Raw genomic sequence first — 14,661 nt, forward strand, 5'->3', positions numbered from 1 at the left:
AATCAGTTTTTACTACGGTATCGAGTATGTTGTTTTACTGCCTTACGAATTTGTCTTGCACTAGTACGGCGACGGTTTTTGGTCACATCTACTTTTGTTTCTGTTTCCGCTGGTAAGCCGACCAGATCTCTAAGATAATTAACTTGTTCAAGGTTCATTTCTTCCCAACCACCTCTTGGTAAGCTTTTTTCTAGTTTGATATTACCATAGCGAATACGAATTAAACGGCTGACTTGAATACCTTGTGATTCCCACAAGCGGCGAACTTCACGATTACGACCTTCAGTTAGTGTTACATCAAACCATTGATTTAATCCTGTTCCACCCACAACCTTTAATTGTTTAAAGCTTGCTGGCCCATCTTCTAACTGAACGCCTTTGCGTAAACGCTGTAACATCGCATCATCGACTTCACCAAATACCCTTACTGAATATTCACGCTCAACTTCGCGACTTGGGTGCATTAAGCGGTTTGCAAGCTCACCATCTGTTGTAAAGAGTAACAATCCTGACGTATTGATATCTAAACGTCCTACAGCAATCCAACGAGAACCAACAATACGCGGTAAACGATCAAAAACTGTTGCTCGACCTTCTGGATCTGAGCGAGTACACAGTTCCCCTTCAGGCTTATAATACATTAGTACACGGCAGACTTCTTTTTGAGCCGCTGTTAAATTAATTAAATGCCCATCAATACGGATTTTTGTACTTGAACTGATTTGAATACGATCACCTAATGTGGCGACTTTACCATCTACGCTGACACGACCTTGAGCAATTACTTGTTCGATTTCTCGACGAGAACCTTGCCCTGCTCGTGCCAGTACTTTTTGTAGTTTTTCACCTAATACTTTTGGTGTTTTACGATTCTCTGCAGATTTAGCATTATCTGATGGTTTCACTACTCTATCAGTCTGTTTCACCAATGGCTTTCTTGCTGAAGTATTTTTTGTTTGCAAATTTTTTGCTTGAACCGACCGCTTATCTGTTGTTGGTTTCTGAAATGTTGTCATTAAAATTCCTTATGTCGCTTTCACAAGCGTCTATGAATATGTTATGGATTTAATCTCATAACATATTAATTAAAAGGGGTTATATCCCCTGATCCTTGACGGATAATCTCTGGACTATCTCCAGTTAAATCAATTACTGTCGTTGGTGAAGGACCTAAATGGCCACCATGGATGATTAAATCTACCTGATGTTCTAAATATTCTCGAATTTGATCGGGATCTGATTGTGTCACCTCTTCATTAGGTAACATCAATGAACAGGATAAAATAGGCTCACCCAATCCATCGATTAATGCTAAAGCAATCGCATTATCAGGTACTCGAATACCTATTGTTTTTCGTTTAGTGAGTAATCGTCTTGGTACTTCTTTTGTTGCGGGAAGAATAAAAGTATAAGGATTCGGTACGTTATTCTTAATCAATCGATATGATTGATTCGTCACTAATGCGTAAGACGAAAGCTCTGATAAATCACTACATACCAACGTAAAATTATGGTTTTCAGGTAACTTACGAATAGCAACGATTCGATCCATTGCTTGTTTATTCCCTAAAGCACAACCAAGTGCGTAACCAGAATCTGTTGGATAAACTATTACCCCGCCCTTTTTAATAATATCAACGGATTGATTAATTAAACGAGTTTGGGGATTTTCTGGATGTATATAAAAGAACTGGCTCATTATACTTCTCGCATAAAAAAATTACTCAATGATAAAATTATACCCCATCTTCTAAAATTATCAGAAAAAAGATGAGGTATAGATAATATTACTCCACGGAGGAATCATTAAAACGTTCTATATGAGCACCTAATTGACGAAGTTTATCTTCGATATTTTCATAACCACGATCAATATGATAAATACGATCAACGATAGTTTCACCTTGAGCAATGCAACCTGCAAGCACCAGACTTATTGATGCTCTAAGATCTGTTGCCATTACTTGCGCGGAAGAAAGCTTCTCAACACCACGACAGATAGCAGTATTCCCTTCGATTTCTGCTTTTGCACCCATACGAATTAATTCAGGAATGTGCATAAAGCGATTTTCAAAAATAGTTTCAGTAATCTTACTTGTTCCATCAGCTATCGTATTAAGTAAAGTAAATTGAGCTTGCATATCAGTAGGAAAACCAGGGTGAGGCATTGTTCTAATATTAACTGCTTTAGGTCTCATTCTATGTGAATCTAAGGTAATCGTATCCTCAGAAACTTCAACGTCCATGCCTGCTTCTCTTAATTTTTCAATTACTGCATCTAATGTATCAGCTTTAGTTCCTTTACAGGTGATTTTGCCACCAGAAATAGCTGCAGCAATTAAAAATGTACCTGTTTCAATACGATCTGGCACGATATGATGTTCACAACCACCTAATTTTTCAACACCTTCAATGGTGATAACATCTGAACCTGCACCAGTAATTTTAGCACCTAGTTTATTAAGGAAATCTGCGGTATCCACAACTTCTGGTTCTCTCGCCGCATTTTCAATCACAGTCGTCCCATTTGCTAATGTTGCAGCCATCATCACTGAAAGTGTTGCGCCTACGCTTACTTTCTCCATCACAACTCTTGCGCCAGATAAACGTTCTGCGACTTCTGCTTTAACATAGCCTTCATCCAAGGTGATTTTAGCACCCATCTTTTCCAATCCAGAGATGTGCATATCTACCGGTCTTGCACCAATAGTACAACCGCCAGGTAAAGAAACTTGTCCGTGGTGGAAACGAGTAAGTAAAGGTGCTAATGCCCAAATTGAAGCACGCATTGTTTTCACCAATTCATAGGGCGCTACATAATTATTTATATGACGAGCATCTATATGAACTGTATTACCTTCGCATTCAATTTCAACACCTAATTGACGAAGAATTTTAAAGGTCGTATCAACATCTCTCAATTTAGGAACATTCGTAAGTACAACAGGCTCTTCAGCTAAAATTGCTGCAAATAAAATAGGTAGTGCTGCGTTTTTTGCACCAGAAATATTAACAGTTCCATTTAAACTAAATGGCCCATGAACACGAAATTTTTCCATATTGATTCCTTAATAAAATAGACAAAAATTGAAAATAAAATATAACTAACAAGCGGTGAGTTGCTGCCCAAAGTTTGTTCATATATTTCATCTTCAATTTTTAATAAATTAACCAGCTAAATTGAGTAGGCGTTCTCTTTTCCACTGATCAGTGGTAAATGTTTTTATTGTTAGTGCATGAATAGCATTAGTTGCAAAGTACTCATGAAGGGGAGAATAAATCATCTGCTGTTGCTTTACTTTAGATAAACTTGCAAAAGCATCACTCACTGCAATTACGCCATAATGTGAGTTTTCACCTTGCACATAAATCTCATCAAGGGATAACTTTTTTCTTAAAATATCTTCAATTTCTTTAGGTTCCATTAATTTTTCCCACTTGGTGCGTTACAGTATAAAAAAGTACCTAACCAATCAGATAAATCAAATAAATCTGCCAAGTTTTTGACACAATTTGATGTATTGATAATACAACTGGTACTATGTTGATTGTAATGATTTAACAATTCAGTAAATAAGGTAAAACCAGCTGAATCCATGTGATCTAATAGTTTTAAATCCCAATATATATGCTGATTTGGTTTTGGGGTAAATAAAGAATCACGCTTATCCCATAATGGCATCAGCGTGTCTCTAGTTAAAGTACCAATTAACTGAATAATCAAACTATCATTATTTTGCTGGATTTTCCATTTTAATGAATTTTGATCTGTCATACTATACTATTTGCTTAATTTAATTGGTTGTCTCGCAGATTGCTCTATTTGTGCAGTAAGCGCATCAATACCTTTCTGACGCAAAATGCCACTCCATTCATTCTGCTTAGTTGCAACCATACTTACGCCTTCAGCAGCCATATCATAAGCTTGCCATTCACCTGTTTTACTATTTTTTCTCCATTTAAAATCTAGTTTAATTGGTTGATTATTTCCTTGTTGTAATACATTAACACGAATACTAACAATTGATTTATTATTAAGTGGTTTTTCATTCTCAATCTGAATTTTCTGATCACTATACTGAGTCAATACTTGAGCATAAGATTGCTCAACAAATTCACCAAATGCTTTAAAGAAAGCTTCACGTTGAGAGTTATTTGCTGAAGATAGGTTTTTTCCTAGCACAAGTTGCCCTGCATATTTTATATGAATATGTGGTATTAAATCATTACGTACAATAGTACGAAGATAATTAGGATCACGTTGAATTTTATTTTGGTTAGATTTAATATCACCAAAAAGCTTATCCGCAGTTTGTTGCATCAAAGTATACGGATTACTTTCAGCTGAAGCTGAGGCAGAAACTAATGCTGAAATAGCAACAATGCTTGCTACAATTATATTTTTAAGACCTTTTATCATCTTTAAACTCCACATAAGAAAAATATTCTCGTTATATTAATGAATTCATAATATACACAAAGTATACTAAGCTAGTTTTTAAACAACTAGTAAGTCAACAATTTACCAAGATTCTTTTTTATTTAAATCTGAGTTATCTGACTGTTTATCACCGTATAAGAATTGCCCAATTAAATCCTCTAATACCAGCGCTGAGTTGGTATCAACAAATGAGTCACCTTCTTTTAATATAGAAGTTTCACCTTCCATTGTAAATCCAATATTTAAAGCAACATATTGCTCACCTAGCAATCCAGAAGTTTTAATTGAAAGAGAACTTGTATCCGGAATATTATCAAATTCTTCCTCAATCGCTAATGAAACCTTTGGTGTATATGTTTGGGGATCCAATTGAATATTTGAAACTCTCCCAACAACAACCCCACCAACCTTAACTGGAGCACGAACCTTTAGGCCCCCAATATTATCAAAAGTTGCGTAAAGAGTGTAAGTTTGGGGAGAATAAAATCCTTGTACATTAGCAACTCTTAATCCTAAAAAGACTAAAGCAGCAAAACCTAAAACAACAAATAATCCAACCCAAAACTCATATTTAATTGATTGACGCATATTTCTCCCTTACTCATCAATACCTAAAATGCAAGCAACCACATTTTATTACTAATTTACAAATTTTATATTTTAGCTCTTTTAAATTAACTACCAAACATTAATGCAGTTAAAATAAAATCTAACCCTAATACAGTAAGTGATGCATTCACTACTGTTCTTGTTGTAGCTTGACTAATTCCTTCTGATGTTGGTAGTGAATCATAACCATTAAATAGTGCAATCCAAATTACTGCAAAGGCAAAAACGATACTTTTTATAAAACCATTTGTAAGATCATCTAATACAACAGTATGTTGCATTACTGACCAGAAACTACCAGAATCAACACCTTTCCAATCAACACCAACTAATGCCCCCCCCCAAATACCTATTGCTGTAAAAATAATTGCCAATATCGGCATGGAAATAATACCAGCCCAAAACCGAGGAGCTATAATACGGCGAAGTGGATCAATTGCCATCATTTCTAAACTAGAGAGCTGCTCTGTTGCTTTCATTAAGCCTATTTCCGCCGTTAATGCAGAGCCGGCTCGTCCAGCAAATAATAATGCTGTAACTACTGGACCTAATTCTCTTAAAAGAGATAAAGAAACTAACTGTCCTAAACTGGTTTCAGCCGAAAAGCCAACTAATACAACATAGCCTTGCAGACCTAAAACCATACCAATAAACAGTCCTGATAACATAATAATCAATAAAGACTGAACGCCGACTGCATATAATTGCTTAATAAGTAAAGGAGAATGCTTACGAAACTCTGGTTTACCAATTAAAGCACCAACAAGAAGAAAAGTTGCTCGCCCAAAAGTACGAATTGAATCAAGAATAAATTTGCCTATTGACGAAATGATATTTGTCATTGAAATAACTCCTCAGCATAATCCTTTGCAGGATAATGAAATCGTACTGGACCATCAGCATTACCTGAGAGGAACTGTACTACCTGAGGATCTTGGCTTTTAACCAATTCGTCCGCAGTTCCTTCTGCCACCACTCTCTTATCGGCCACAATATAAGCATAATCGGCAATACTTAGCACTTCAGTTACATCATGTGAAACAATAATTGAAGTCAAATTCAACGCATGATTCATTTTTTTAATTAAAGTAACAATAACACCCATACTAATTGGATCTTGTCCAGTAAATGGCTCATCATACATAATGAGATCAGGATCTAAAGCAATTGCTCGAGCAAGTGCTGCTCGACGAGCCATGCCACCAGATAACTCAGAGGGCATCAAATTAGCAGCACCTCGAAGTCCAACGGCTTCAAGCTTCATTAAAACAAGCTTTCTAATCAGTTTTTCTGGTAGCTTAGTATGTTCTCTAATAGGAAAGGCAACATTATCAAATGTGGAAAGATCCGTAAACAATGCTCCAGATTGAAACAACATCCCCATTCTTTTACGTATTTGATAAAGTTCTTTATTTGAAGCACGACATATATCTTGCCCATCAAATAGAATTTGCCCTGATTCAGGTTCAATTTGTCCACCAATTAAACGTAGTAAAGTTGTTTTACCAATCCCTGAAGGTCCCATAATTGCGGTAATTTTACCTTTTTGTACTTTTAAATTTAATTTATCATAAATAATTTTTTCCCCTCTTCTGAAGGTTAAATCTTTTATTTCTACTAGGTTTTTTATATCACACATTTGGTACTCATACTCCACAAGATGGCTCTGAATCTTCTATGAAGAGGGATATAAAGTCAATTTATTTTAATTAATTTGACAAAAATTGAAAAAGATAAGGTTACTTGATAATAGCTAATTATATGTAACCCATTCTACGAGTCGATTTAGACTTCTTAAAACTCAAGAAATTCATTCTAATTTCTCTCCATCTTTTTTATGTTTCTTGATAAGATGTATTGATTCAGAATAAAAATATAAATAATATTATGGCATTAATTGAATATACTCCACCAACCACGCCTTGGCTTGATGAAATTTATCGAGATAATCATATTTTAGTAATCAATAAACCAAGTGGATTACTTTCTGTACCGGGGAATCGTCCCGAATATCAAGATAGTGCGATGACCCGAATCAAACAAAAATATGGATTTACTGAACCAGCGCATCGTCTAGATATGGCAACCAGTGGAATATTACTTTTTGCATTAAGTAAACAAGCAGAAAAGGAATTAAAACGCCAATTTCGAGAAAGAGAACCAAAAAAATTCTATCAAGCGATTGTATGGGGAAGATTAGGCAATCATGTAGGTGAAGCTGGTCAAATTAGTTTCCCTTTAATTTGTGATTGGGAAAATCGACCACGTCAAAAAATTTGTTTCGAAAGAGGAAAGCAAGCGGTCACTTTCTATGAAATTCTTGCACATTATCCAAATAATACAACAAGAGTAAAATTAACACCTTATACTGGACGATCTCATCAACTTAGAGTACATTGTCTAGCCCTCGGTCATCCCATTTTAGGTGACAAATTTTATGCAAATCCGCTTGCTAAAAGTTTAGCTCCTAGACTTTATTTACATGCTCAATCTTTAACAATTACCCACCCTATCACAGGGAAACCTATGACATTTGAATCTAAACCAGAATTCTAAAATAAAAACGAGATATTATATGGAATTACATTTAAATCATTATAAAGAAAATACGAAAAAATTATTTAGACTAGCTACTCCCATCTTTATTTCTCAATTAGCTGTATCGGGAATGGGACTATCTGATATTATCATGGCAGGATTAGTTAGCGATGCTGATGTATCTGCTATTGCTGTGAGTAATTCAATTTATTTTCCACTCTTTTTATTTGTATTGGGAGTGCTAAATGCTATTACACCAACTGTATCTTATCTTAATGGCTCTAATCAACGCCATTTAATTGCACATCAAATTCGCCAAGGAGTTTGGTTAGTGTTTGTTTTAAGTATTCCTCTACTTGCAGTATACTTGAATAGCGATCTCATTTTGGAATCAATGAAAACTCCAGCAGAATTTGCGAATAAAGCCTATTCTTACTTATCTATCATTAGTATAGGGCTTATTCCTGCATTATTATCCATCAATTTACGTTGTCTTAATGATGGTTTATCTAACCCTAAACCAGCTATGCTGATTATGTTTACAGGCTTACTGTTTAATATTCCTTTAAATTATATATTTATTTTTGGCAAATTTGGGTTACCCGCATTAGGTGCTATCGGCTGTGGTGTATCAACAGCAATAATAAATTGGATAATGTTTAGTTTGATGGTAACGTATTGTTACACTAATAAATCCCAAAAAGATATACAACTATTTGCAAAGTGGATTGAGTTTCCTGAGTGGGCAACAATCGTAAAATTATTAAAATTAGGGATTCCAATCGGATTCTCTTTATTTACTGAAGTCATGTTATTTTCAACATCTTCGTTAATTATGTCTAGACTGGGTGCTCAGGTTGTTGCAAGCCATCAGGTAGCCTTACAAACTAGTTCTCTTTTCTTTATGATTCCTTTATCTTTAGGGATTGCATCAACTATTATGATTGGACAAACCCTTGGACAAAAAGAGATCCATAAAGCTAAGTATTTAAGTTATCACAATCTAATAACTGGTATGATCATCGCTTTGATTATTGGGGTTTTTATTTTTATCTTCAAAAATCTCATACCTCATGCATTTACCTCTGAAGAAAGCTCCATTATGATTGCATCAGGATTATTAGTTTTTGCAGCCATTTATCAGATCCCTGATTCATTACAGGTCATCACAAATGGAATACTTAGAGGGTATAAATATACAAAACCAACACTTCCCATTACATTATTTTGTTACTGGATTATTGGGCTACCACTAGGCTACATTCTATCTATGACTGATTGGCTTGGCGAGCCAATGGCAGCAAAAGGGTTTTGGGTAATATTTTGTGTAACACTCAGCCTATCTTCCGTGTTACTCATCTATCAAATGAGAAAAATTCAATCTATACCAGAACAAGCACTAATAGATCGCTTGGAAGCGATAAAGTAAATACGAAAAGAATAAAAGAGGGTAACAATTAAGAATAGCTAACCCTCTTATTTTATCAATCAGAAATAATAATTAAACTACAATAACATTCTTACTATACGATCTAAACGAACACGACCTAATTTGCGAAGTAATTTTCGTACTTTCTCTGGATAATCCTTTTGCTTATCCAAAAGATTATAGCTTGTTAATACCATTGTATGAGTTCTGATTTGTTGAAGCTCATTAGCAACTTTCTCTTTTAAACTTTCTTGAGGATCCGAAATTAAAATAGCATTCTCAGCATCTAACTTCCAAGCACGAGGGTTTAAATTATTACCCGTAAGTAAAACATAACGATTATCTACCCATACACCTTTTAAGTGATAAGTATTCTGCTCATGTTTCCACAATCGAATGACTAATTGTCCACTTTGAATATAAGTATCTAAACGTTTAGCAAAAAATCTTAAATTCTTTTCATATAAATATGGTACTGCCGATACAGTTGTAAATTTTTCCTCTGGTGGAGTATAAAAATCATTTGCAGTTTTATCTCCAACAATAATTTCTACCTGTACACCTTTAGATAATAACCATGATACTCTCGTACTTAATGAGCGAGGAAGGTTAAAATAAGGTGTGCAAATAATCAATTTTTCCTGCGCTTGAGAAAATAAAGCTTCAATTGTTTTATTTAATCTATTTTTTCGACCTAATCCTATCAAAGGCGAAATCATAAGTTCATTATCACTCATAGTTTGCCCAACAAAGTCATAATGTACTTGGCTTAACTTTTTACGAAATAACTTAATGAGCGGCCTAATCTCTTTAGTTTTTGGGCGCTCTTCATCTAATCTTCTAACAACTTCGTCACTTAAAATATGTTGCTCAATCAAAGACACAAAAGTATCTGCTAATTTTTTATTAGCCAGTTGATGATAACGATCATAACGATAACGATCTAATTGATGTAAATAAACATTATTAATACTTGCACCACTATAAAGCACCGTATTATCAATAATAAAACCTTTCAAATGTAATACACCAAAAATTTCTCGGCGATTAACCGGCACACCATAAAAAGCAATATCATTATCAACAGGCAAATTATATTTTCGTCTAACTTCTGCATACCAGTCTGCATTACTAGATTGATCCTCAGCACCAATTAACCCACGTTGAGCACGATGCCAATCAACAAGTATTTTAATTTCTAATTCTGGCCGAGCTAATTTTGCTTGATATAATGCCTCTAATACCTCTTGTCCAGCCTCATCATTTTGAAAATATAGTGCTGTCAAATAAATACGAGATTTAGCTTGTGCAATTAATGTTAAAAGACATTGTTTGAATTCAGCATTACTAGCTATAAAATTAATTTGATCTGCTTCTTGTGAAATGAAGGAAATTTTTCTTAAATAACGCTCTGCACGAGTAAACTTATTTAAACTCAGCATGGAACTACTCCTAAAAAATAGCATATCAATTTTACAAAACACAAACCTAAACTGACCGCTTATTTTTATTATAATTTTACTATCAAAAATGAGAGCCTCTATTATCAGAGGCTCTATTGATTCAGTGGTTAAGCAAAGCTACGCTTCTCACCTTCACCGGCCACATTTTCAACACAGCGACCACAAATTTCACTATGTTCAGGATGTGAACCAATGTCGGTAGCATAGTGCCAACAACGAGGACATTTTTCACCTTCTGCTCGCTCTACTTTTACTGCTAATCCTTCTAGCTCACCTACTGAGACATCAGCATCAGCAAGTGGTTTCACTATTGCTTGTGAAGTAATTAATACAAAACGTAATTCATTACCTAATGTTTCTAACAATGGTAATAATTTATCATCTGCATAAACGGTTACTTTTGCTTCTAAGCCTGCACCAATAAGTTTATCACTACGAGCTTGCTCTAAGACTCGGTTTACTTCCGTACGCACTTTTAACAGTTGTTGCCAATAGGCATCATCTAGTTTATCGCTCTTATCTAAACCGAATAGTCCTTCATAAAATTCTTCAGTGAAAACAAACTCTGCACGATTTTCTACTTTTGGTAAATGTCCCCAAATTTCATCGGCAGTAAAAGATAAAATTGGTGCAATCCAACGAACTAAGGCTTCTGAAATATGCCACAATGCAGTTTGACAACTACGACGAGCCAAGCTATCCGCTTTAGTAGTATATTGGCGGTCTTTGATAATATCTAAGTAGAATGAACCCATTTCAATTGAACAGAAACGCATTAAACGTTGTACGACTGCGTGGAATTGATAGTTATCATAAGCTTCTTTGATCTCATTTTGCGCTTCTAAAGCACAGCTCACCGCCCAACGGTCAAGAGAAATCATTTCTTCAGGTTTCACTAAATCACGTTTAGGATCAAAACCATTTAAGTTTGCTAATAAGAAACGAGCAGTATTACGAATACGACGATAAGAATCAGCGGCACGATTTAAAATATTCATCGATACAGCAATTTCACCCGTATAGTCAGTTGAAGCTACCCATAAACGTAAAATATCCGCACCATTTTTATTCCAAACTTCACTTGGAACAATAACGTTGCCTAATGATTTAGACATTTTGCGACCTTTCTCATCAACTGTAAAACCATGAGTTAAAACTTGACGATAAGGTGCTTTTCCATTTGTTGCAGTTGAAAGCATCAGTGATGACATAAACCAACCACGATGTTGGTCTGAACCTTCTAAATACATGTCAATAGAGTGTCCATTAAACTCTGGGCGTTGTTCAACAACAGAAGCGTAAGTTGAGCCTGAATCGAACCATACATCAAGAGTATCTGGTACTTTACGATAATCTTTCGCATCATCACCAAGTAATTCTTCTGGTTCTAAATCCCACCATGCTTGAATACCTGATTTTTCAACACGTTTTGCTACTTCTTCTAATATTTCTAATGTGCGAGGATGAAGTTCTTCTGTTTCTTTGTGAACGAACATCGTCATTGGTACACCCCAAGTACGCTGACGAGAGATACACCAGTCAGGGCGGTTTGTAACCATTTTATCAATACGCGCCTCCCCCCAACTTGGGATCCAACGAACTGATTTAATTTCATCTAAAGCTTGAGTTCTTAAGCCTGCTTTTTCCATACCAATAAACCATTGAGGCGTTGCACGGAAAATAATTGGAGTTTTATGACGCCAACAGTGTGGGTAGCTATGCTTAATTCTTTCTAATTTAAGCAATGCTCCAACTTCTTTTAACTTCTCAATAACGAGATCATTTGATTCAAATACGCCTTTACCTGCAAAGAATGGGGCTGTAGAAATGAATTTACCCTCATTATCAATCAATCCTGCCATTTCTAAGTTATATTGTTTAGCAACGATAAAGTCATCTAAACCGTGATCTGGTGCAGTATGAACTAATCCAGTACCACCATCAGTAGTAACGTGATCACCTAAAATAAATGGAACATCAAAATCATAGAATGGATGATTAAAGCGCATTAACTCTAAATCTTTACCTTTCGCTGAACCTAACACTTCAACTTCTTTCATCTCTACAGCTTTTTGTACGCTTTCAACTAACTCTTGAGCTAGAATCATACGCTCATCACCAAATTGTACTAATTGATAATCAAGTTCTGCATTAAGTGCAATTGCTCTATTTGATGGAATTGTCCAAGGTGTTGTTGTCCAAATTACAGCGGAGATCTTACCGCGTCCTTTACCTACTGCATCAAATTTTTGTTCTACTTGCTCAGAGTTTACCGCAGAAAAACGTACATAAATTGACGGAGAAACTTTATCTTCGTATTCTACTTCTGCTTCAGCTAGAGATGAACCACAGTCTAAACACCAATGAACTGGTTTAGACCCTTTATATAAATGACCATTTTTAATTACTTTTCCTAAAGTACGAATAATTGCTGCTTCAGTGTCAAAATTCATTGTAAGATAAGGATTATCCCAATCACCTAAAATACCCATACGGATAAAATCAGCTTTTTGTCCTTCTACCTGTTCTTTAGCATAATCACGGCACGCTTGACGGAATTCAGCTGCAGAAATTTTTTCGTTAGGCTTACCAACTAATCCTTCTACTTTTAATTCTATTGGTAAACCATGACAATCCCAACCTGGCACATAAGGCGTATCAAATCCTAATGCAGTTTTAGATTTCATAATAATATCTTTTAAAATTTTATTAACTGCATGTCCTAAATGAATGTTACCATTTGCATAAGGAGGGCCATCATGAAGAATAAACGTTTTCTTCCCTTTACTTGATCCACGTACTTTTTGGTATAAATTTTTATCATACCAATTTTTCAACATATCAGGCTCACGTTTAGCGAGATCTCCTCGCATAGGAAAACCTGTTTGAGGCAAATTTAGTGTATTTTTATAGTCAGTCATATTATTTTCCAGTTAATAAAATTTAATATTTATAAAATCAATCTGCTCTTTCAAAAAATGTTCTAGCTACAATAACATCTTGTTTAATTTGATTTTTCAATGCATCAAAACTTTCAAATTTAATTTCTGATCGAATTTTTTTCAAAAAGCTTATTTCAATTACTTCGCCGTAAATTTCTCCGCTAAAATTAAATATATGTACTTCGAGTATAGGTTTTGTTCCATTGATAGTTGGTCTATTACCTACATTTGCTACACCGAAAAAATTACTGGTATTTTTTGTTTTTATCGATACCGCATAAACTCCTTGAATAGGTGTAACTAGACGATTTAGCATCACATTTGCTGTTGGAAAACCTATTGTTCTCCCTAACTTATTCCCATGTACAACTCGCCCTCTTATTGAATAAGGCTTGCCAAGCATTTTTTCAACTAACTTTAAATCATCATTTTTCAAGGCTTCTCGAATCAAAGAACTGCTGATTCGCAATCCATCTAAACAATAGCTATTACTATTATCTACTTGAAATCCATACTTAGAACCCACTTCATTTAAAAATTGAAAATCACCCTGCCTATTTTTCCCAAATCGAAAATCATCACCTACACTTAAATACTTCACATTCAATTTTTTTACTAATATGTTCTGTACAAATTGTTCTGGTGATTGCTCTGCAAATTTCGAATTGAAATGAAGACAGAGGACATAATCAATCCCTATCTCTCTAAGATAATACAGTTTATCTCTTAATCGCATTAATCTTGCTGGCGCAACTATAATTTTATTCTGTTTAGCAAAAAACTCTCTTGGTTGAGGTTCAAATAGCATTACTACAGAAGGTAATGATAGCTCGTAAGATTTATCCAATAAACGCTTTAAAATATACTTATGTCCCAGATGAACTCCATCAAAATTACCTATAGCTAAAACACATCCTTTAGCAAGTATTGGATATCTAGTTAAATTATGAATTCCTCGAATTAATTGCATTGAATAAATATGATCAATTTAAATGAAATAGTCTTTGATTATACGTTTAACTGTTATAAATTGAAAGGAAGAGTGATTGATATTCTTGAAAAATTTATAGAATAGGTAGCTAAGAAAAATGTAGCACTTCTATTAAAATTTCTCAAACAATAAAAAGCAAAAAACCGTAAGTTATCTCTAACTTACGGTTTCCCTTAATAAAGCCCTGATGGCGACCTACTCTCACATGGCGAATCACCACACTACCATCGGCATAACAGCATTTTACT

At 34.8% G+C, this 14,661-nt stretch carries 14 protein-coding genes; 2 read left to right on the forward strand and 12 right to left on the reverse strand.

Annotation, left to right across the window (positions count from 1 at the left end):
• Window positions 1–2: 2 nt before the first annotated feature.
• From rluB to mlaF, 9 genes are all read right to left on the reverse strand, one after another.
• Window positions 3–1,016 carry a 23S rRNA pseudouridine(2605) synthase RluB gene (rluB, locus tag Q1J40_RS02000; RefSeq protein ID WP_301098360.1) on the reverse strand — a complete coding sequence of 338 codons (1,014 nt, stop codon included), beginning with the start codon at window positions 1,014–1,016 and terminating at the stop codon, window positions 3–5.
• 65 nt (window positions 1,017–1,081) lie between these two features.
• Window positions 1,082–1,699, reverse strand: coding sequence for an L-threonylcarbamoyladenylate synthase (locus Q1J40_RS02005; protein WP_301098361.1), 618 nt, complete (start codon window positions 1,697–1,699; stop codon window positions 1,082–1,084).
• A gap of 88 nt (window positions 1,700–1,787) precedes the next feature.
• Window positions 1,788–3,059, reverse strand: a complete 1,272-nt coding sequence (gene murA / locus Q1J40_RS02010) for a UDP-N-acetylglucosamine 1-carboxyvinyltransferase (RefSeq protein WP_301098362.1) — start codon at window positions 3,057–3,059, stop codon at window positions 1,788–1,790.
• Between the two features lie 108 nt (window positions 3,060–3,167).
• Entirely contained in the window at window positions 3,168–3,425 is a 258-nt protein-coding gene (locus Q1J40_RS02015) for a BolA family protein (protein ID WP_301098363.1), read from the reverse strand.
• Window positions 3,425–3,775, reverse strand: coding sequence for an STAS domain-containing protein (locus Q1J40_RS02020; RefSeq protein ID WP_301098364.1), 351 nt, complete (start codon window positions 3,773–3,775; stop codon window positions 3,425–3,427). The genes Q1J40_RS02015 and Q1J40_RS02020 overlap by 1 nt, the downstream gene beginning before the upstream one ends.
• A 6-nt stretch (window positions 3,776–3,781) precedes the next feature.
• Window positions 3,782–4,420: a phospholipid-binding protein MlaC gene (mlaC, locus tag Q1J40_RS02025; protein WP_301098365.1), complete on the reverse strand. Its 639-nt coding sequence runs from the start codon at window positions 4,418–4,420 to the stop codon at window positions 3,782–3,784.
• Between the two features lie 102 nt (window positions 4,421–4,522).
• On the reverse strand, window positions 4,523–5,029 hold the full coding sequence (gene mlaD, locus Q1J40_RS02030) for an outer membrane lipid asymmetry maintenance protein MlaD (protein WP_301098366.1): 507 nt from the start codon (window positions 5,027–5,029) through the stop codon (window positions 4,523–4,525).
• An 86-nt stretch (window positions 5,030–5,115) separates the two neighbouring features.
• Window positions 5,116–5,892, reverse strand: a complete 777-nt coding sequence (gene mlaE / locus Q1J40_RS02035) for a lipid asymmetry maintenance ABC transporter permease subunit MlaE (protein WP_301098367.1) — start codon at window positions 5,890–5,892, stop codon at window positions 5,116–5,118.
• The gene (gene mlaF, locus Q1J40_RS02040; protein WP_301098368.1) at window positions 5,889–6,689 is read right to left on the reverse strand and encodes a phospholipid ABC transporter ATP-binding protein MlaF; all 801 of its coding nucleotides are present in this window, start codon (window positions 6,687–6,689) and stop codon (window positions 5,889–5,891) included. Before mlaF ends, mlaE begins: the two co-directional genes overlap by 4 nt.
• A 248-nt stretch (window positions 6,690–6,937) precedes the next feature.
• On the opposite strand from mlaF, the gene rluA reads away from it, so the two are divergent.
• Entirely contained in the window at window positions 6,938–7,606 is a 669-nt protein-coding gene (rluA, locus tag Q1J40_RS02045) for a bifunctional tRNA pseudouridine(32) synthase/23S rRNA pseudouridine(746) synthase RluA (protein WP_301098369.1), read from the forward strand.
• A gap of 19 nt (window positions 7,607–7,625) precedes the next feature.
• Window positions 7,626–9,017 carry an MATE family efflux transporter gene (locus tag Q1J40_RS02050; RefSeq protein ID WP_301098370.1) on the forward strand — a complete coding sequence of 464 codons (1,392 nt, stop codon included), beginning with the start codon at window positions 7,626–7,628 and terminating at the stop codon, window positions 9,015–9,017.
• Window positions 9,018–9,094: 77 nt separating this feature from the next.
• Here the strand turns inward: Q1J40_RS02050 and pssA are convergent, their stop codons facing one another.
• The 3 genes from pssA to ribF form a co-directional block, all read right to left on the reverse strand.
• Window positions 9,095–10,459, reverse strand: a complete 1,365-nt coding sequence (gene pssA / locus Q1J40_RS02055) for a CDP-diacylglycerol--serine O-phosphatidyltransferase (RefSeq protein ID WP_301098371.1) — start codon at window positions 10,457–10,459, stop codon at window positions 9,095–9,097.
• A gap of 128 nt (window positions 10,460–10,587) precedes the next feature.
• Window positions 10,588–13,401, reverse strand: a complete 2,814-nt coding sequence (gene ileS / locus Q1J40_RS02060) for an isoleucine--tRNA ligase (protein WP_301098372.1) — start codon at window positions 13,399–13,401, stop codon at window positions 10,588–10,590.
• A 37-nt stretch (window positions 13,402–13,438) separates the two neighbouring features.
• Window positions 13,439–14,392 (reverse strand): bifunctional riboflavin kinase/FAD synthetase, encoded by a 954-nt coding sequence (ribF, locus tag Q1J40_RS02065; protein ID WP_301098373.1) that lies wholly within the window; start codon window positions 14,390–14,392, stop codon window positions 13,439–13,441.
• Window positions 14,393–14,661 lie beyond the last annotated feature (269 nt).

It is taken from the genome of Otariodibacter sp. (genome assembly GCF_029256985.1).
In the GTDB taxonomy this organism is placed as follows: Bacteria; Pseudomonadota; Gammaproteobacteria; order Enterobacterales; family Pasteurellaceae; genus Otariodibacter.